15 protein-coding genes are annotated in these 19,590 nt (G+C 65.9%); 9 read left to right on the top strand and 6 right to left on the bottom strand.

The features are described 5' to 3' along the window. Nucleotide 1: 1 nt before the first annotated feature. Complete coding sequence (locus ABWW33_RS24695) at nucleotides 2–1,201, top strand: acyltransferase family protein (protein ID WP_353404144.1); 1,200 nt, start codon at nucleotides 2–4, stop codon at nucleotides 1,199–1,201. On the opposite strand, the gene ABWW33_RS24690 is transcribed toward ABWW33_RS24695, so the two are convergent. The 3 genes from ABWW33_RS24690 to ABWW33_RS24680 are packed head-to-tail and all read right to left on the bottom strand — an operon-like array spanning nucleotide 1,202 to nucleotide 3,029. Then, a complete protein-coding gene (locus ABWW33_RS24690) occupies nucleotides 1,202–1,741 on the bottom strand; it encodes a DUF2058 domain-containing protein (RefSeq protein ID WP_176655436.1) in 540 nt (179 codons plus the stop codon). It lies immediately after the preceding gene. 29 nt (nucleotides 1,742–1,770) lie between these two features. After that, nucleotides 1,771–2,532 carry an anti-sigma factor family protein gene (locus ABWW33_RS24685; protein WP_176655435.1) on the bottom strand — a complete coding sequence of 254 codons (762 nt, stop codon included), beginning with the start codon at nucleotides 2,530–2,532 and terminating at the stop codon, nucleotides 1,771–1,773. After that, nucleotides 2,529–3,029 (bottom strand): RNA polymerase sigma factor, encoded by a 501-nt coding sequence (locus tag ABWW33_RS24680; protein WP_353404143.1) that lies wholly within the window; start codon nucleotides 3,027–3,029, stop codon nucleotides 2,529–2,531. Before ABWW33_RS24680 ends, ABWW33_RS24685 begins: the two co-directional genes overlap by 4 nt. A 168-nt stretch (nucleotides 3,030–3,197) precedes the next feature. On the opposite strand from ABWW33_RS24680, the gene ABWW33_RS24675 reads away from it, so the two are divergent. Together ABWW33_RS24675 and ABWW33_RS24670 are read left to right on the top strand one after the other, a co-directional pair. After that, the gene (locus tag ABWW33_RS24675; RefSeq protein WP_353404142.1) at nucleotides 3,198–4,430 is read left to right on the top strand and encodes a S8 family serine peptidase; all 1,233 of its coding nucleotides are present in this window, start codon (nucleotides 3,198–3,200) and stop codon (nucleotides 4,428–4,430) included. A 101-nt stretch (nucleotides 4,431–4,531) separates the two neighbouring features. Further along, nucleotides 4,532–5,239 carry a hypothetical protein gene (locus tag ABWW33_RS24670; RefSeq protein WP_353404141.1) on the top strand — a complete coding sequence of 236 codons (708 nt, stop codon included), beginning with the start codon at nucleotides 4,532–4,534 and terminating at the stop codon, nucleotides 5,237–5,239. A 65-nt stretch (nucleotides 5,240–5,304) separates the two neighbouring features. Here ABWW33_RS24670 and ABWW33_RS24665 read toward each other — a convergent pair whose 3' ends face one another. Further along, entirely contained in the window at nucleotides 5,305–7,851 is a 2,547-nt protein-coding gene (locus ABWW33_RS24665) for a TonB-dependent receptor plug domain-containing protein (protein ID WP_353404140.1), read from the bottom strand. A gap of 273 nt (nucleotides 7,852–8,124) precedes the next feature. Between ABWW33_RS24665 and ABWW33_RS24660 the strand changes: the two genes are divergently transcribed. Continuing rightward, nucleotides 8,125–10,134 carry a S9 family peptidase gene (locus ABWW33_RS24660; protein WP_353404139.1) on the top strand — a complete coding sequence of 670 codons (2,010 nt, stop codon included), beginning with the start codon at nucleotides 8,125–8,127 and terminating at the stop codon, nucleotides 10,132–10,134. A 3-nt stretch (nucleotides 10,135–10,137) separates the two neighbouring features. Here the strand turns inward: ABWW33_RS24660 and ABWW33_RS24655 are convergent, their stop codons facing one another. Together ABWW33_RS24655 and ABWW33_RS24650 are read right to left on the bottom strand one after the other, a co-directional pair. Beyond that, on the bottom strand, nucleotides 10,138–11,202 hold the full coding sequence (locus ABWW33_RS24655) for a LacI family DNA-binding transcriptional regulator (RefSeq protein WP_176655430.1): 1,065 nt from the start codon (nucleotides 11,200–11,202) through the stop codon (nucleotides 10,138–10,140). A gap of 7 nt (nucleotides 11,203–11,209) precedes the next feature. Beyond that, nucleotides 11,210–12,022 carry a polysaccharide deacetylase family protein gene (locus tag ABWW33_RS24650; RefSeq protein ID WP_353404138.1) on the bottom strand — a complete coding sequence of 271 codons (813 nt, stop codon included), beginning with the start codon at nucleotides 12,020–12,022 and terminating at the stop codon, nucleotides 11,210–11,212. 181 nt (nucleotides 12,023–12,203) lie between these two features. Here ABWW33_RS24650 and ABWW33_RS24645 point away from each other — a divergent pair, with 181 nt between their 5' ends. The 5 genes from ABWW33_RS24645 to ABWW33_RS24625 all read left to right on the top strand — a co-directional run bounded on the left by ABWW33_RS24645 (nucleotide 12,204) and on the right by ABWW33_RS24625 (nucleotide 19,580). Next, nucleotides 12,204–13,073: a glycoside hydrolase family 16 protein gene (locus ABWW33_RS24645; protein WP_353404137.1), complete on the top strand. Its 870-nt coding sequence runs from the start codon at nucleotides 12,204–12,206 to the stop codon at nucleotides 13,071–13,073. 185 nt (nucleotides 13,074–13,258) lie between these two features. Continuing rightward, nucleotides 13,259–16,222 (top strand): TonB-dependent receptor, encoded by a 2,964-nt coding sequence (locus ABWW33_RS24640; protein WP_176655428.1) that lies wholly within the window; start codon nucleotides 13,259–13,261, stop codon nucleotides 16,220–16,222. 90 nt (nucleotides 16,223–16,312) lie between these two features. Further along, nucleotides 16,313–17,836, top strand: coding sequence for a tryptophan halogenase family protein (locus ABWW33_RS24635; RefSeq protein WP_353404135.1), 1,524 nt, complete (start codon nucleotides 16,313–16,315; stop codon nucleotides 17,834–17,836). 21 nt (nucleotides 17,837–17,857) lie between these two features. Further along, nucleotides 17,858–18,559: a SapC family protein gene (locus tag ABWW33_RS24630; RefSeq protein WP_353404134.1), complete on the top strand. Its 702-nt coding sequence runs from the start codon at nucleotides 17,858–17,860 to the stop codon at nucleotides 18,557–18,559. Then, nucleotides 18,552–19,580, top strand: a complete 1,029-nt coding sequence (locus ABWW33_RS24625) for a cupin-like domain-containing protein (RefSeq protein ID WP_353404133.1) — start codon at nucleotides 18,552–18,554, stop codon at nucleotides 19,578–19,580. The genes ABWW33_RS24630 and ABWW33_RS24625 overlap by 8 nt, the downstream gene beginning before the upstream one ends. Nucleotides 19,581–19,590: the final 10 nt, after the last annotated feature.

Here is a 19,590-nt window from a genome sequence, read left to right as displayed (position 1 = left end):
CATGCCTGTGGCCGCACGCACCAGCCTGGTTGGCGACCCGGGCCGCTACCCGGTCCTGGATGCGCTGCGCGCGCTGGCGATCCTGCTGGTGCTGGCGCGCCACTGGGCGGTCGGATCCATAAGCGCTTTTGGTGCCGTTCCCGGCGGTCCGCTGGCAGTACTGGCGGCCAATGGCTGGATCGGTGTCGACCTGTTCTTTGTGCTGAGCGGCTTCCTGATCGGCAGCCATTTCGCCGGGCCGCATGCCGGCCCGTTTAGCAAGGCCGCCGTGCTGGATTTCTACCGGCGCCGCGCATTCCGCACGCTGCCGCTGTACTGGGGCATCATCCTGCTTTGCTGGCTGAGCGCGCCGTGGCAAGGCGGCGCGGGGTTCTCGCGCTCGTCGTTCGCCGTTCACCTGCTGTTCCTGCAGGACTACCTCGGTTCGGATGTGATGGTCACGCTGTGGTCGCTGGCCGTCGAAGAAAAATTTTACCTTGCCGCACCGGCGCTGCTGTTGCTGCTGATGTGGGTGGGCAGGCGGATCGCCGGCGTCCTGCTGATCGCGGCCATGGCGTGGCTGTGCTGGGCCATGCTGGCCAGTGCGCGCGGCGTGACGCCGGGCGACTATGCCGCTTTCTTCTGGACCGTCCGCGCGCCGTCCCATCATGCCGTGCTCGGCATTCTGGCGGGCGTACTGGTGGCCGTCCAGCACGGCAGATCCAGCGATCGCAGCGCGCCCCGATCGCTTTTCCTGGCACTTGCCGCACTGCCGCTGGCGCTGCACTTGGGCCGGGATTGGCTGGCGGCGGGCGACTGGTCGATGTCCTGCTGGATCATCATCCTGTCGTCCTGCCTGTTTGCACTGCTGGTGCGCTGCGGCCTGGCCGTCAACCGCAGACATCCTGCTTTTGGTGCCGCCCGGCCGCTGCGCGCCGTCGCCAGGCTGTCGTATGCACTGTACCTGGTGCACTATCCGCTGATCGAACCGGCCGCGCACCTGTGCCAGGCCGTGCTGGCCGGCGCCGGCGCCGATCTCCCGGAGCCGGCGCTGGCCAGCCTGCTGTTCCTGCTCATTTACGGCGCCATGTCCTGGGCCGCCGCCTGGCTGCTGCACGTCGCGCTGGAGCGACCGTTCCTGCTGCTGCGCGACCGTCGAGCGTGGCTGACTACAGCTATGCGAATTTCACGATCACTCAAGCACCGCCGCCGCAAGGCCTGATTACCACATCAGGTCGTCGGGGATCTGGAACGCGGCGTAGGGATCGTCTTCCTCCACCACGCTGCTGCTCTTGTTGACCCGCACCACCAGCGCCGGATCGCGCTCGGCGATCTTGTCGGCGATCACGCGCGGCACCAGCTCGGCCACGCCGTTCAGCACCACGATCACCAGCCGGCCCGCCACCAGGTGCTCGCGCACGGCGGCCGACACGAACATGCGCTCGATCTTGCTGCCGTGCGTGTAGTTGTAGGCGATGTCGCCATTGTTGCCCTTGCTCTGGCGGTTCTGCTGCACCATCTGCGCGATCTGCGCGACGATGGCTTTCTGCTGCGCCGCCGCGTCGCGCTGGGCGTTCAATTCCCGGTTGCGTTCGGCCAGCTTGCGTTGCGCCTCCTGGGCGGCAAGCTTGGCCTCGTCGACGCTTTGCGTGCCGGTGCGCCGCTCTTCCTTCTTCTGCTTGCTCTTTTCCTGGTTGGCCACCTTGACCTTGTTCTTGGCGACCAGGCCGGCTTTCAATAATTGTTCTTGTAACGAGACCATACGAGCTGCTCCATGATTAATCGGTGATGCTATTTCGGTTGGCGTACCCAGCCGCCTTGCCGCGCCGCACGTTCGCCCTCGGCGTCCAGTGCCGGACCGCTGATGCGGGCGTCGATGGCGTCGAGCACGGCGGCCGGCGTGGCGCTGCCGGCTTGCCGGTATTCGCCGGCCGCGCCCTGCGGCGCCTCGGCCATCACCGGCAGCGTCCATTGCCCGCCCTGGCGGCACGCGAGACCCGCCGCAGCCCCTATTGTAAAGCTACGGCACAGCGTACCGTCTTTCGCCGCAAAACTGACGCCGATTTTGACGCCGGCGCCGCCCGCCGCGCTGGAGGCCAGCTGGCTGGACAAGGCATCCGCCAGCGCGCCCCTGGCGACCAGCGCGCCGTCGACGGCCGCGATGGCGGACTGAGGCTGGCCTGCGGATCCGCCACCGCCCAGCAGCAGGCTGCCGGCCAGCACGCCGATCGCCAGCGACGCGGCCATGCCGCCCCACTGCGCCCATGACCAGCCGCGGGCCGGCGCAACGGCGGCCGGCGCCTGACGCGCGGCGCGCGCCGCGTCCAGGTCCGCCACCTTGGCCGGCATGGCGGCGGCCGACAGCCGGGCCGGCACCGGCTCGTCCAGCACCGGGGCAAACGCGGCAAACACGTCCGTCCGCAGCGCCTGATGCCGGGCCACTCTGGCCGCCACCTCCGGATCGCCGCGCATGGCGCTCTCCACCTCGGCGCGCGCCGCGGGTTCCAGCTCGCCGTCGGCATACGCCATCAGGGTTTCATCGGAAAAGCTCATTTCACTGTCCTCGCTTGATCGGATAATAGTTCCTGCAACGCCGCGCGGGCGCGCACCAGCCGGCTGGTCAGCGTTCCCATCGGGATCTCCAGCACCTCGGCCGCTTCCTTGTACGGCAGGCCGTCCACCAGCACCAGCGCGATCACCATCCGGTGCTCGTCCGACAGCATGCTGACGGCCTTCTCTATCGCCATGCGCTGCTGCTGCGCTTCGGCAAAACCGTCGCCGACATGCTCGCCCGCCTCTTCCGGCGCGAACAGCGTGTCGCGCCGCATGCGCGAACGCACCTCGTCGATCCAGGCGTTCTTCATGATGCGGAACATCCAGCTGTCGAGCCGGGTGCCGGGCTCCCATTGCGCACTGCGGCCCAGCCCGCGCTCGACCGCGATCTGCACCAGGTCGTCGGCATCGTCGCGGTTGTAAACAATGCTGCGGGCGAACCGGCGCAGGCGCGGCAGCAGTGCGGCAATCTCGTTGTTGATGGCGTTAGCGGTCATGGATACCAGGTAAACGACGGGGAGATGGATTTTAATCCCTGTCCCGTACGTTTACGTTTCAGAAACTCCGATTCCTTATACTATCTCATCATGCCGATCAGACCCATAACCACTGCCGTAGCCCTGGCTTGCGCACTGGCTGCTTCCAGCGCCAGCGCTCAGCTGCGCTTGCCTCAATTGCAAGTGCCGCAACTGCAGCTGCCGCAGTTGCAGGATCCCCTGGGAAGCGGCCTGGTGCGCGACAGCCGGCGCCTGCTGGACCGCACCGATACCGGCGACTTGCGCAGCCTGCGCCTGAAGCAGGTCGATGAACTGCTAAAGCGGCACCGCGATGTGCTGGAACCCGATCCGCGCGGCGAGCCCGTGGTGCGCCGCGAAATCCTGGCATGGTCGCCCAGCCCGCAAGGACTGGCGGCCATGCGCGCGGCCGGACCGGTGGCGGACGGCGGCGCCGAAGGCATGCTGGTATTGCGCCTGCCGGCCGATGCGGACATGGCCGCCACGCTGGAGCGCCTGCGCAAGGCCGATCCCGACGGCGCCTACGACTACAACCATATCTACACCGGCAGCGGCGCGGCCCAGCCAGGACCGGGGCAGCAGGCGCCCGCTCCTGCCAAGGCCGACTCGAAGGAAGGCGCGCCGCGCATCGGACTGGTCGACAGCGGCATCGAGCGCGGACACGAGGTCTTCAACGACGCCGCCATCGTGCCGTGGGGCTGCGACGACGGCCCCCATCCAAGCGCGCACGGCACGGCGGTGGCGGCGCTGATGGTCGGCCGCTCGCCGCGCTTCCACGGCGCCGCGCCGCAGGCGACGCTGTACGCGGCCGACATCTACTGCGGCAGCGACAACGGCACCGGCGGCTCGGCGGCGCGCATCGCGGCGGCGCTGAGCTGGCTGGCGCGCGAACAGGTCGCCGTGATCAATCTCAGCCTGGTCGGGCCGCCCAACCAGATCCTCGAACGGGTGGTGCGCGGCATGGTGGAGCGCGGGCACCTGCTGGTGGCAGCCGTCGGCAACGACGGGCCGGCGGCGCCGCCGCTGTACCCGGCCAGTTATCCGGGCGTGGTCGGCGTCAGCGCCGTCGACAAGCAGGGGCGGCCGCTGCCGGAGGCGGCGCGCGGTCCGCAGGTGATGTTCGCGGCGCCCGGCAGCCAGATGGTCAGCGCCGCCATCGGCACGCCGCCCTACCGCATGGTGCGCGGCACCTCGTTTGCGGCGCCGCTGGTGGCGGCCTTGCTGGCCGATGGGCTGGGCCGGCCTTCGCCGCAGGCGGCCAGGCAGGCGATTGCCAGGCTGGCCAGGACCGCCACCGGCGCGCCGGCGGGCGCCATCAGCAATGAGATCGGCTACGGCGTGCTGGGGACGGCGTTGCGCACCGATCCTTCGGCCTTCCGATAATTTTTAAAAATATTTTCATCGCGATGGATTAAACCGTCGAGCCCGCACGTTTTCCTTGTAACAGCCGCAGATTGTCTGCGGCGCTTACAAGGAGAATCATCATGAAGAACGTCACCATCGCCAAACAGTTGATCATCGCATTGTCCATCGGCATGGCTTGCTCGGCCCACGCCCAATTGCTGGGCCGCGGCGGCGCCGTCGGCGGCATGATAGGCGGCTCCGGCGGCATCGGCGGCCAGTTGAACGGCGTGACTTCCTTCGCCGGCCGCGGCGACGTGCTGGACCGTACGCGTTCGGCCACCGGCGCCATCAACACCGACGAGCTGCGCAAGCCTGCCAGCGACAAGCCGGCTGCCAGCAACGTGACGCCGACGGCGGCACCGTCGGCCAGCAACAGCGCCGCGCCGGCCAGCCCGGGCCCGCTGCAGGCGCTGACCGCCGGCGGCAACGGTAGCGGCAATGGCAATGCGCAGGGCGCGGTCGGCATCGACAGCGGCAACAGCGCCGGCCTGGCCAGCAGCCTGACGCAAGGCGCACGCGGCACCGCGCAACCGCTGCGCGACGGCGCGACGGCGCAGGCCGACAGCACCCGCAACTATGCAAAAACCAGCACGGCGACGGCAAAGACCGCCGCCAAGGGCAGCAAGCACGGGGTGGTCGATGGCCTGCGCGGCGCCGGCGACGCGGCGGCCAGCGCGCAACCGTCGGCCAACGCCAGCGGCACCGCCAATGGTTCGGCGAACGGCACGGCAAACGGCTCGACCGGCAGCGCGGCCAAGCCTTCCACCAACGGCGGCAACGCGATGTAAGCACGCAAAAAAAATCGGCTGGCGCAAGGCCAGCCGATTTTTCTGCTGCAACTACCCGATGAAGCTTAGAAGCGGTAGTTCAGCGATGCGGCGAAGGTGCGGCCCAGCTGGCTGAACTGCGAACCGTCGTAGGTCACCATCGAGTAGCGGCCGTTGAAGGTCACCAGGTTGCTCTGGATTTGCGCCGGAGTCAGCTGATAGGTTGGATCGATTGCCTTGCTGTCCAGGATGGCCTGGCCTTTCGAGTTCAGCGCATTGAAGTGCCAGCTCGGCGTGACGTTGAACATGTTGTTGACGTTGAACGACAGCGTCATGCTCGGGGTCAGGTTGTAGTTGACAGCGAAGTCGGTGACCGTCTTGGTCTTGAACGCCACTTCCAGGTTCTCATCCATGCCGGCGTTGCGGAAATGGGTAGGACCGAAGACGGTGTTGTTCAGCGACAGGTTCAGCTGCTTGTAATCCCAGTCCGCGCCGATGATGGTCTTGAACTTGGGACGCGAGGTGAACATCAGCGCCTCGGTGGTCGGGTTCAGCACCGACTGGCCGGCGGCGGCGATCAGGGCCGGGTTGTTGACGGCGCCGTCACGCTCGTTTTTCAGCGAGTAGTTGCCGGACAGGTTCAAGGTCAGCTTGCCGTCGGCCAGCGGAATGTTCTTGCGCGAGGCGACGTAGTCGATACCTTCGGTACGGCTGGTCAGCGCGTTGACGAAGAAGCTGGCCGAGACGATGCCGTATTTGTTCAGCTGCACATCCAGCGGATTGGTGGCCACGCCGGTCGGCTTGATCTCGGTGCTCAGGACGATACGGTCCTTGACCTTGATGTTGTAGTAGTCGAGCGTGATGCTGGTGTTGTTGTCCGGCTTGAAGCCCAGGCCCAGCGTGATGTTGTTCGACTTTTCAGCCTTCAGCTTGGGCACTTGCAGCGCCGCGGCGGCATCGGACACGTTGTTGACCAGGCCGGACACCTGGATCGCGCCGCCCGCCACGAAGGAGTACTGCGCCTTCTGCGTGTAGATCTGCGCCAGCGATGGCGCGCGGAAGCCGGTCGATGCCGAGCCGCGCAGCGTGAACTGCTCGTTGATCTTGTAGCGGGTCGAGGTTTTCCAGACGAAGGCGCTGCCGAAGTCGGTGTACTTCTCGTAGCGGCCGGTGGCGTCCACCAGGAAGGCCGGGGAGATGTCCCAGGTCGCGCCGGCATAGGCGCCGTAGTTCGAACGCGACGACGGGAACGAGTTCTGCGGCGAATTGCCGGCGTACGAATCGGCGCCGCTGCCGTAGTAGGACGCGAAATCGCCGGCGATGGTCTCATAGTTCTCGTGGCGCAGCTCGGTACCGGCGTAGAAGTTGACGTCCTTGGTCAGTTGCTTGGAGATGTCGCCGTTCAGCACCCAGTGGTAGAACTCGACGCCGCCCGCATCGAAGCGGGTAGGCGACGGCGTCTTGATCTTGCCGGCCAGGTAGTCGTCCTGCATGCCGCGGTTGACCGAGTTGCTCACTTCGTAGTTTTGCTTGTTGCCGCCGTAGGTCAGGCTGACATCGGCGTTCCAGTCGCCCAGCATGAACTTGGTGCCGCCGGTGGCGTTGTAGTCGTCCAGCGTGCCGACGAAGGTCGGCACATAGCCGACGTACGGCGAACCGGCCGGGTGCAGCAGGCCGTAGTCGGTCGGACGCCAGTACGGGGTACGGTAGTTGGCGAAGCTGTTGACCTTCTTGTTGATGTAGGCGGCGTTGCCGTAGAGGCTGGTGGTGTCGCTGAGGTCGTAGCGGGTGTTGACTTCGGCCTTGACCGCGCGGGTGGCCGGCGAGCCGTTGATGTTGCCGGCGTCCGGATGGGCGGTCAGGAATGGCTGCACCTGGGTGGCCAGGTCGGCGCCGAAGTCGCCGGCCTCGCCCTTGGCGTCCACTTTGCCCGGACGGTTGGACAGGTTGATCTTGGACACGTCCACCGTGTAGTTGACGAAGCCGCGGTCGCCCAGCGCCAGGCCCTGGTTCAGGCTCAGGCCGCCCATCTTGCCGTCGCTCTCGTGGGTGATACCGCCGCGCGCGGTGATCGAGCCGCCTTCGGCGTTGTCCTTCAGGATGATGTTGACCACGCCGGCGATCGCGTCGGAGCCGTACTGGGCCGATGCGCCGTCGCGCAGCACTTCGATGCGCTTGATCGCGTCGGGTGGAATCGCGGAAATGTCGGCGCCGCTTTCGCCGCGGCCTGGGGAAGTCTGGGTGTAGATCAGCGCGCTGGAGTTCTTGCGCTTGCCGTTAATCAGGATCAGCACGCGGCTCGGACCCATGTTGCGGATCTCGTAAGGATCGAGCAGCGAGGTGGCGTCGTTGACCGGGGTCTGCACGGTGTTGAACGACGGCACGCGGAACTGCAGCGCCTTGTCGAGCGTGGCCTGGCCGGTCTTGCTCAGCTCGCGCGCGCCGATGATATCGATAGGTACCGGGGTGTCGACCAGCGTGCGCTGGGCGCCGCGGCTACCGGTGGAAACAATCACGACTTTCTGGATGTCGTCAGGCGTGGCGTCCGCCGCGGCAGTGGTGGCAGCAGGCTGGGCAGCTGCGGTTTGGGCGGCGTCCTGCGCCTGGGCCAGCAGGTAAGGACTTGCAGACAACAACAAGGCTGCAAAGGGAAAGTTCTTCTTCATCATCATCTCGCTCTATCTCTTTTGTTTTATCGATGGTTTTGTGTGTCTGTGTGGCTTGGTATTGCAAGGAATGAATGTATAGACATCATTGTTGGGCGTCTATTGTTTCCAGCAAAGTCGCGAGTGAAACCAGATTCATGCTGCAAATTAACAACTACCTGTCGTGTTTAGATGTCAATCTTGCATTATTTCTGCGACTATCCTCCTGCGCTCCGCACACAACAACACGCCGAGGACCTCATGATTCGCTACGTTTTGCCCGCCATCCTCCTGGCCGCCGCCCTGCCGGCACAGGCCCAGTCTCCCGACACCACGCCGCTGATCGAGCGCGCGAAAATCTTCGGCAACCCCAGCAAGTCCGGCGGCAGGCTCAGCCCGGACGGCAAGTGGCTGTCCTGGATCGCGCCGCGCGACGGCGTGCTCAACGTCTGGGTGGCGCCGGCCAGCGATCCGTCGCAAGCCAAGCCGCTGACCGAGGAGAAATCCCGGCCGATCCGCACCAGCTTCTGGTCGCCCGATTCCAAGGTGCTGATGTTCATCCAGGACAAGGGTGGCGACGAGAATTTCCTGCTGTACGGCGTCGACGTCGCCAGCGGCAAGCAGACCAACTACACGCCGTTTGAAAAAACCCGCGTGAAGATGGTCAAGATCAGCACAAAAATCAAGGACCGCATCCTCATCGGCATCAACAACCGCGATCCGAAATGGCACGACGTCCACAGCCTGGACCTGGCCACGGGCAAGCTGACGCTGGTGCAGCAGAACGACGGCTACGGCGGTTTCCTGGCCGACGACATGCTCAACCTGCGTCTGGCCGAGAAGCCGCGCGGCGACGGCGGCAGCGCGTTTTACCGCGTGGCCGACGGCAAGGTCGAGGCCACGCCCGTCGTCGAGGTCGGCCTGGACGATTCGCAGACCACCGGCCCGCGCGGCTTCACCACCGACGGCAAGACGCTGTACTGGATCGATTCGCGCGGGCGCGACACGGCGGCGCTGATGGCGCAGGATGTGGCCAGCGGCAAGTTCACCATGGTGGCGCAGGACAAGCGCGCCGACATCACCGACGGCCTGTTCGACACCCGCACCGGCAAGGTGCAGGCCTACGAGGCCGAGTATCTGCAGCACGAATACCTGCCGCTGTCGGCCGACCTGAAAGCCGACCTGGCCTTCCTGAAGAAAAACATCAAGGGCCAGTTCTACATCGGCTCGCGCACCGACGCCGACGACAAGTGGCTGGTGTCGGTCGACCAGGTCAGCGCGCCGGCCTCGACCTGGCTGTACGAGCGCAAGTCCAAGCGCCTGACCCGGCTGTACGTCGTCCGTCCGGAGCTGGAAGGCGCGCCGCTGGCGCAGATGTATCCGCAGGAAATCAAGAGCCGCGACGGCCTGACGCTGGTGTCCTACCTGACCCTGCCGAAATCGGTCAACGCGGCCGGCACCGGCAAGCCCTCGCAACCGGTGCCGATGGTGCTGCTGGTGCACGGCGGCCCGTGGGCGCGCGACAGCTACGGCTACAACGGCTACCACCAGTGGCTGGCCAACCGCGGCTACGCGGTGCTGTCGGTGAACTACCGCGGCTCGACCGGCTTCGGCAAGGGTTTCATCTCGGCCGGCGACCTGCAATGGGGCCGCAAGATGCATGACGACCTGCTGGACGCGGTGCAATGGGCGGTCAAGAACGGCATCACCACCAGCGACAAGGTCGCCATCATGGGCGGCTCCTACGGCGGCTACGCGACGCTGGCCGGCATGGCGTTCACGCCGACCACCTTTGCCTGCGGCGTCGACATCGTCGGCCCGTCCAACCTGTTCACCCTGCTGCAGACCATCCCGCCGTACTGGGAAGCGGGCAAGCAGCAGTTCTACAAGCGCATGGGCGACCCGACCACCGACGAGGGCAAGGCGCTGCTTAAGGAACGCTCGCCGCTGAACTTCGCCGAAAACATCCAGCGTCCGCTGCTGATCGGCCAGGGCGCCAACGATCCGCGCGTCAACGTCAAGGAGTCGGACCAGATCGTCGCGGCGATGGCGGCCAAGAACATCCCGGTCACCTACGTGCTGTTCCCGGACGAAGGCCACGGCTTCGCGCGCCCGGTCAACAACATCGCCTTCAACGCGGTGACGGAAAACTTCCTGGGCAAATGCCTGGGCGGCCGCGCCGAGCCGATCGGCGGCGCGGTCAAGGCATCGACCGCGCAGATCAAGCATGGCGCCGAGTTCGCGCCGGGCCTGCAGGAAGCGATACAGTAAGGCTCAGGCCTTGCGGCTGCGGCGCGCGGGCTTGGCGCCGGCAGCCGTGGCTGAGGCTGGAGCTGGGATGGCCGCCAGCGAGGCGCGCAGCGTCATCGTCACCGGGTAGCCGCGCGTGACGGGGCGCTGCAGGTCGTAGCAGCGGTTCAGCAGCGCATTGATGCCGTTCTGCGTCATCTCGCGCCACGGCATGTGCACCGTGGTCAGGCGCGGCGCCGAGAACTCGGCGCTGGGCGTGTCGTCGTAGCCGATCACCGACAATTCATGCGGCACGCGGATGCCGGCCTCCTGCAGATAGGACAGCGCGCCGGCCGCCATCTCGTCGTTGGCGCAAAAGATCGCCGTCACCGGCGTCTTCGATTCGATCAATTCCTTGGCCGCCGACCAGCCGCCCGCCGGCGAGAAATCGCGCTCGGTCACCCACAGTTTTTCCACCTCGACGCCGGCGCCGCGCAACTCTTCCATGAAGGCATCCACCCGCACCACGTTGTCGGGCAGGCTGGCCGGGCCGGAGACCACGGCGATCTGGCGGTGGCCGTGGTCGAGCAAGGCGCGCGCGGCCATCTTGCCGCCCAAGGTGTGGTCGACCGTGAAGCAGCGGTCGGCAATGCTGTCGAAGCTGTGGTTCAGCACCACCATGCTGGTCTGCTTGGGGTTGAGCGCGGCGATGTCCTCTTCCTGCAGCACATTGGTCATCAGGATCAGGCCGTCGCAGCCGCGCTCGATCAGGAAGTCGATGCCCTCGATCGCCTGCTGGCGCGCGCCGCCGAGCCCGGCGCCGAAGGCCACCACCATGTGCAGGCCGGCCATGCGCAGCTCGTTGTCGATGATCTGCAGGATGGGCGTGTAGAAGGTGCCGCTGAGCACGGGGATGTAGACGCCTATCATCTGGCTGGAGCCGGACAACAGGCTGCGCGCCGCGTGCGACGGGCGGAAGCCCAGCTGCTCGATGGCCGCCTTGACCCGCGCCAGCGTGGCCGGCGACACCGATCCCCTGCCGCTGACCACGCGCGAGGCGGTGCCCAGTCCTACGCCCGCGAGGCGGGCTACGTCTTTGATGGTGGCCACGATAGCGTCACTTTTTCTTTTTAACGTAGGTCATGATATTGAGGAAGGTGTCGGTCCAGTATAGCTTGCGGTTGTCCGCCAGGTACTTGACCAGCTCCTCGTGCGCGGCCGCCGACGTGGTCAGGTAGTCGCCGCCGACGCCGTGGAAGGTGAAGTTGATCATCGTGCCGCGCTCGGCCGCCTGCTTGACCAGCGCGATCAGCTCCTGCCCGCTGAGGCCGACCGGCGCCATCACCGCCACCGCGTACGGATCGAGCGCCGCCATCGACGGCACCACCGCGTCGCCGCCGCCGGCCTTGACCGCCACGAAGGCCGGCGCCACCAGCGGCAGGTAGTTGACGCCGTTCGCCATCAGTTCGCCGCACGGCGCCGTGTAGGTGCGCTCGCGCTTGCCGTCGATGGCGAACAGCATGGTGTTGGCGGTCAGGATCTGGTCCTTCATCTGCTCGGCGCAGGTGGTGTCCAGGTCGCGGTGCTTCTGCACCCATTCGTGGCCGGGCGCCGACAGCGAGCACTGGTGGAACATGCTGTGGTTGCCCAACTCATGCCCGTGCCTGGCCGCCGCGCGCCAGGCCGCCATGCGTTGGTCGACGGCGGGATTGGACAGCTGCAGATAGAACGTGGCCTTCAGGCCGTACTTGTCCAGCGTCGGTATCGCGTGGTCCAGCTGGGAGTCGAGGGCGTCGTCATAGGCCAGGCTGACGGCCGCCCTGGCGCCGTGCGGCCACGGATAGGCATCGGCGTGGGCGTCGGCGGCCGGCGCCGCGTTTTGCGCCAGCAAAAAAGCCGCGGCCAGTGCGATCGAGCGTGTGATGTGCATGAAAAGTGTCTCTTTTTGGAAACGTTCCCACATGGTGCACGGGTTGATTTCCCCTGTCAACGAAAAACCGCTGCGCTTGCGCTGTGGTTTATGTGGCATTGCAAATTGACTTTGAAATTCGTTCGGTGCTATATTTGCCACACCAAATGGAAACCTTTCCAAAAACCAGGGGGCACAGAGAATGATGAGACAGGCGGCGTTGATGACGGCGGTGGTATTGCTCTGCGCATGCGGCGGCGGCGGCTCGTCCGCGACCGCGCAGGTCGCCGTCGCGCCGGCCACGCCCTCCTCCGCCCTGCCCGCCGGCGGCAGGCCGGCCGGCTGGAACCTGGCCTGGTCCGACGAGTTCGACGTCGACGGCCTGCCCGACGCCGCCAAATGGGACTACGACACCGCCAACAACAAGGCCGGCTGGTTCAACCACGAACTGCAGTACTACGCGCGCGGCCGGCTGGAAAACAGCCGCGTCAGCGGCGGCAAGCTGATCATCGCCGCGCGCAAGGAAGCGCTGGCCACGATGGCCGACTACGGCGGCCAGCAATACACGTCGGCGCGCCTGGTCACGCGCGGCAAGGCCAGCTGGACCTACGCCTTCATCGAGGTGCGCGCCAAGCTGCCGTGCGGCCTGGGCACCTGGCCGGCGATCTGGATGCTGGGCACCAAGGGCGGCTGGCCGGTCGACGGCGAGATCGACATCATGGAGCACGTGGGCCACAAGCCGGCCGAGATCCTCGGCAGCATCTACACCGGCGCGCAAAACTGGCCGAAGGGCACGCCCAACACCGCCGCCACCACGGTGGCCGACGCCTGCGGCGCCTTCCACAACTACCAGCTGACGTGGAGCGCGGAGCGCGTGGTGGTCGGCGTGGACGACAGGAACTACATTCAGTTGCTCAATCCAAAAGATGGCGACTATCAGAAATGGCCGTTCAGCAGCCCGCAGTATTTGCTGCTGAACCTGGCCATCGGCGGCGACCTGGGGGGCGTGGTCGACGACGCCGGTTTGCCGCAGCAAATGGAAGTGGAGTACGTCAGGGTTTACCAGCCTTGAGCGATTTTTTTACAACACCAGCAGCACGGTTTTACCCGATGGCATGGCCGTATCACACCAGACCAGCGGACTTCGATTGACAATTTTGGGGCTCAATCTTAATATTCGACAAATCATCATGGAAACGTTTCCATAGCGATCTCGGTAGTGGCAAGCGAGCTGTTCATAAAAACACAGGAGATAACATGCATTATCCAAAGACACGACAGAAATTAATGAGCCTGGCCGTCGCCAGCGCCTGCGCCGCGGCCGCCCCGGCCATGGCGCAGGAAGCGCCGGTCAAGGCGGCCGACGCGGCGCCGGAAGTCCAGAGCGTGGTAGTGACCGGCCTGCGCGCCAGTCTGTTCTCGTCGATGAACCTGAAGCGCAATTCCGACGGTATCGTCGACGGGATCGTGGCCGAGGACATCGGCAAGTTCCCCGACACCAACCTGGCCGAATCGCTGCAGCGCATCTCCGGTGTGTCGATCGACCGCTCCATCGGCGAAGGCTCGAAGATCACCGTGCGCGGCGTCGGTCCCGACTTCAACCTGGTGCTGCTGAACGGCCGCCAGATGCCGACCTCCAACCTGGGCGACCTGAACGGCCGCGCCTTCGACTTCGCCAACCTGGCGTCGGAAGCGATCTCGCAGCTGCAGGTCTACAAGACCAGCCGCGCCGAAGCGCCGACCGGCGGCATCGGCGCCACCGTCAACGTGATGACGGCGCGTCCGTTCGACCGTCCCGGCATGCACGCGAGCATAGGCGCCAAGGGCGTGTACGACACCTCGAACGACAACCTGCCGCACGACGTCCAGGCCAGCAGCTCGGCCTCGCCGGAACTGTCGGGCATCTACTCGAACACCTTCGCCGACAACAAGTTCGGCGTGTCGATCTCGGGCAGCTACCAGGAACGCAACCTGGGCTACAACACCGCGTCCGTGGGCAACGGCTGGCGCGGCCCGTTCCGCGGCGATGAAAACAACTGGGGCACGATACCCCAGCCGGGCAGCGCGGGCGCGGCCAACATCACCAACCGCCCCGGCCCGACCGACATCTACTCGGTGCCGCAAAACCTGAACTACAACTTCAACGGCGTCAAGCGCCAGCGCACCAACGCCCAGCTGACCTTGCAGTACAAGCCGGTCGACACGCTGGTCACCACGCTGGACTACACCTATTCCGAGAACAAGATCCAGACCAAGCGCAACGACGTGTCGGCCTGGTTCAACTTCGGCGATTCGAAGAGCTCGTGGACCAAGGGTCCCGTGTCCAGCCCGCTGGTGTACACCGAGCTTATCCCTGGCGGCAACAGCGACATCGCCATGGGCGCGGCCGACTTCGCCACCAAGACGCAGAACAAGTCGCTCGGCTTCAACGCCGTGTGGAAGCCGACCAAGGACCTGCGCTTCGAGCTCGACACCCACCACTCGACCGCCGAATCGATGGCCGACAGCCCCTTCGGCTCGAGCAACACCCTCGGCACCGCCAGCTTCAGCCGCGGCGACACGACGGCCGACTTCACCCACGACTTCCCGGTGCTGAGCATCGTCGGCGCCGACTTCACCAAGGCCGGCCAGCAGGTGACCGGTTCGGTGTTTACCAACGGCTACATGAAGGGCCAGGTCGACCAGACCCAGGTCAAGGGCGCGTGGAAGGTGCTGGAGGACTCCGAACTGAAGTTCGGCGCCACCGCGACCAAGGTCGACAACCGCTCGGCGTTCTCGAACCAGCAGCGCGACACCTGGGGCGGCGCCACCAAGCCGTCGGACTACCCAAGCAGCGTCTGGCATCCGGAGACCGTGCGCCAGTACTTCGACAAGATCGACGGCAGCAACAGCCCTAACCTGTTCAACCAGTTCTACACCTTCAACTTCGCCCAGGTGCGCCAGCTGGCGGCCACCGCGTCCGGCCTGCCGGCGCTGTACCTGCCGAAGACCACCTTCGACAACGATGCCCGCACCGAAGAGAAATCCAAGGCCGCGTTCATCCAGTTCAACACCGACTGGGACACCAAGTTCCCAATCCGCACCGCGATCGGCGGCCGCTACGAAACCACCGACGTGGTCTCGACCGCGCTGGTGCCGGCCGCCGTCGACATCCGCTGGGTGTCGCAGAACGAGTTGCCGATCACCTTCGGCGATCCGACCTTCACCACGCTGACCGGCAAGTACCACCACTTCCTGCCGAGCTTTGACTCCGACATCGAGCTGAGCCAGGAGCAAAAGCTGCGCTTCAGCTACGGCGAAACCATCGGCCGTCCGCGCTACGACCAGATCCAGGGCGGCACCACGCTCAACTCGCTGGTGCGCACCAACGGCGGCACCGGCAACCAGGGCAACCCGGCGCTGAAACCGGTCAAGTCGAAGAACATCGACCTGTCCTACGAGTGGTACTACGGCAAGCAGAACTTCTTCTCGGTCGGCTACTTCAAGAAGAACCTGGAGAACTACGCCGGCCAGTCGATGATCAACGCGACGCCGTTCAACCTGCACACGCCGGTCGGCGGCACGTTCTGGAACGAGGCGCTGGCCAAAGGCTGCGGCAACGCGGACACCACCTGCATCCGCAACTACATCTTCCGCAACCACAACGGCGCGCCGGGCGTGACGCGCGGCGCGGACGATCCGTCGGGCAACGCCACCGGCACCATCGTCGGCCAGCCAGGCGATCCGGTGGCCAACTTCCAGATCACCTCCTTCTCCAACCAGAAGAAGGCCAGCCTGAACGGCGTCGAGCTGAACCTGCAGCACATGTTCGGCAACAGCGGCTTCGGCGTGTCGACCAACTACACCTACGTGCACTCGGGCCTGAAGTATGACAACGCCAAGATCGGCGAGCAGTTCGCGCTGGTCGGCCTGTCGAACTCGTCCAACGTGGTCGGCATCTACGAAGACAAGAAGTGGACGGCGCGCCTGGCCTACAACTGGCGCGGCGAGTTCCTGTCGTCGACCTTCGACGGCGCCGGCCCCAACCCGCAGTATGTCGAGGCGTACGGGCAGGTCGACGTCAGCGTGGGCTACAACTACAACGACAAGCTGAGCTTCCAGCTCGAGGGCATCAACGTGGGCAACTCGATCACCCGCGTCCATGGCCGTACCCAGCAGTCGGTGGACTCGGTCACGCAGGCTGGTCCGCGCTACATGATCGGCGCCCGCTACAAGTTCTGATCCGCGTCCGTCGCAACCAAAAGACCGCTGCCCGTCAGCGGTCTTTTCAGTTAGACTTCAGGCAATCTCATCACCAACTCAGATAACAATATGGTCCGACGCATCGTGATTGTGGGGGGCGGGTCGGCCGGCTGGCTGACGGCCGGCCTGATCGCGGCCGAGCACCAGGGTTCCGCGCTGCAGGTCACCCTGATCGAATCGCCCGACATACCGCCCATCGGCGTGGGCGAAGGCACCTGGCCCAGCATGCGCGACACGCTGCGCCGCATCGGCGTGTCCGAATCGGACTTCTTCCGCGAGTGCGACGCCTCGTTCAAGCAGGGCTCGCGCTTCAACCGCTGGGTCGACGGAGCGGACCACGACTACTATTTCCACCCCTTCGTGTTGCCGCAGGGCTATGGCGAAGTCAACCTGCCCGAACAGTGGCAGGCGCAGCATCCGCAGGTCCCGTTTGCCGACCTGGTCAGCTTCCAGCCGCACCTGTGCGTCAACGGCCGCGCGCCCAAGCAGGTGGTGACGCCGGAATTCTCGTCGGTGGCCAACTACGGCTACCACCTCGACGCCGGCAAGTTCGGCCTGTTCCTGCGCAAGCACTGCCTGGAAAAGCTGGGCGTGGTGTTCGTGGCGGACAACGTCACCGGCGTCAATGCGCACGACAACGGCGACATCGCCTCGCTGCGGACGGCGGCCCACGGCGCGCTCGAAGGCGACCTGTTCATCGACTGCACCGGCATGCAGTCGCTGCTGCTGGGCCAGCACTACCAGGTGCCGCTGATCTCGCAGCGGCATGTGCTGTACAACGACTCGGCGCTGGCGGTGCAAATCCCCTACCCCGGCGACGACACCCCGATCGCGTCGCAGACCTCGTCGACCGCGCAGAGCGCAGGCTGGATCTGGGACATCGGCCTGCCGACCCGGCGCGGCACCGGCCACGTGTATTCGAGCGCCCACATCAGCGACGACCAGGCCGAGGCCGAGCTGCGCCGCTACATCGTCGACACCGGCGGCCCGGCCGACATCCCGCAGCCGCGCAAGCTCAGCTTCAATCCCGGCTACCGCGCCGAGTTCTGGCACCGCAACTGCGTGGCCATCGGCCTGTCGGCCGGCTTCATCGAGCCGCTGGAGGCGTCGGCGCTGGCACTGGTGGAAATGTCGGCCGCCATGGTCAGCGACGACCTGCCGGCCACGCGCGAGGCGATGGCCATCGTGGCCAGGCGCTTCAACGAAGCCTTCACCTACCGCTGGGAACGGGTGATCGACTTCCTCAAGCTGCATTACGTGCTGAGCCGGCGCCGCGACAGCGCCTACTGGCGCGACAACACCGAGACGGTGCCCGAGCGCCTGGCCGAGCTGCTGACCCTGTGGCGCCACCGCGCGCCGTCGCGCAGCGACTTCTACCGCATCGAGGAGGTGTTCCCGTCGGCCAGCTACCAGTACGTGTTGTACGGCATGGGCTTCCGCAGCGAATTCGGCGCCGCGAAACCGGGCCAGGCGGCGATGGCGGACAGCTATTTCCGGGAAGCTGCTACATTAACGCATAAAATGATGGGTGCGCTACCATCGAACCGCGCGCTGATCGACCATATCAAGCGTCACGGCTTGCAAAAAATATAACCAGAGACATAGAGAGACAGTATGACCAACACCGTTTTGCTGAACAATATCGACCACCAGAATCTGCGCGTCATCACCAAGCGCGGCGCCGAGTACGGCGACAGCCTGATGTCGTCCGTCACCTTCCCGTCGGAATTCCGCGACGTACAGGCCTGCTACCCCATCGTCTTCCGCAAGACCGCCGACGGCCTCGGCTTCGAGCCGATCGCGCTGTTCGGCTTCCAGGAGGGGGAAAACCTGTTCCTCCACGGCGACCGCTGGGACGCGCCCTACCTGCCGATGCTGGTCGAGCGCCAGCCCTTCCTGATCGGCGTCGGCGGCGAGGAGCTGATGGTGCACATCGACCTCGACAACCCACGCGTCAGCCAGGACGAGGGCCGCGAAGTGTTCAAGCCGCACGGCGGCAACACCGATTTCCTGGAAAACATCAACTCGATGCTGTTCGCCATCCACCAGGGCCTGCAGGGCACGCCGCTGCTGCTGGCCGCGCTGCTCGAGCACGAGCTGCTGGAAAGCTTCGTCCTCGACATCGAGCTCAACGACGGCTCGCAGAACCGCCTGGTCGGCTTCTACACCATCAACGAGGACAAGCTGGCGGCGCTGGGCGGCGACGCCATCGCCAGCCTGCACCAGGCCGGCCTGCTGCAGGCGATCTACCTGGTGATCGCCTCGCTGTCGAATTTCCGCGCCCTCATCGACCGCAAGAACGCCGCCCATGCCTGATGTGATGTCCAACGTGAGGCCGAGCGCCATCCGCGAGGTCCACGGCCTGGGCGCCAACGACCTGAGCGACGAGATCCTGACCGCGACCCAGCCGCTGGTGCTGCGCGGCCTGGCCGCCGGCTGGCCGATGGTGCGCGCCGCGCTGGCCTCCGACCGCGAGGGCGACGCCTACCTGCGCAGCCACTACCGCGACGCCACCGTGGGCGCCATGCTGGGCGCGCCGGAAGCGGGCGGCCGCTTCTTCTACAACGACGACCTGAGCGGCTTCAACTTCCAGCCCGTGTACGCCAAGCTGAACGGCGTGCTGGACGAGATCGAGGCCAAGGCGGCGATGGCCACGCCGCCCACCGTGTATGTCGGCTCGACCTCGATCGACACCTGCCTGCCGGGCTTCCGCGAGCACAACGACCTCAACCTCGGCGGGCGCGACGCGCTGGCCAGCATCTGGATCGGCAACCGCACCCGCATCGCCGCCCACTACGACCTGCCGGACAATATCGCCGTGGTGGCGGCCGGCCACCGCCGCTTCACGCTGTTCCCACCCGAACAGCTGAAGAACCTGTACATCGGCCCGCTGGACTTCACCCCGGCCGGCCAGGCCATCAGCCTGGTGGACATGGTCGCCCCCGACTTCGGCAAACATCCCCGATACGCGGAGGCGCTGCGCCACGCGCAGAGCGCCGAGCTCGGGCCGGGCGACGCCATCTTCATCCCCAGCATGTGGTGGCACCACATCGAGGCGCTCGATGCGTTCAACGTGCTGGTCAACTACTGGTGGCGCCAGTCGCCCGACTACATGGACACGCCGACCAACGCGCTGATGATGGCCTTCCTGACCATGCGCGACCTGCCGGCCGCACAGCGCAAGGCGTGGCAGGAGATTTTCCGCCATTACATCTTCGAAGCCGACGACGACACGGCGGCCCATATCCCGCCGGCCGCGCGCAGCGTGCTGTCGCCGCTGAGCGCGGACGGCGCGCGCGGCCTGCGCGCCCAGCTGCTGAAAAAAATGAACCGCTAATCAAGGAACC

The organism is Duganella hordei, assembly GCF_040369125.1.
GTDB lineage: Bacteria > Pseudomonadota > Gammaproteobacteria > Burkholderiales > Burkholderiaceae_D > Rugamonas > Rugamonas hordei.
The sequence above is the reverse complement of the archived record's forward strand: the minus strand, read 5'-3'. Positions and strand labels throughout refer to the sequence as shown.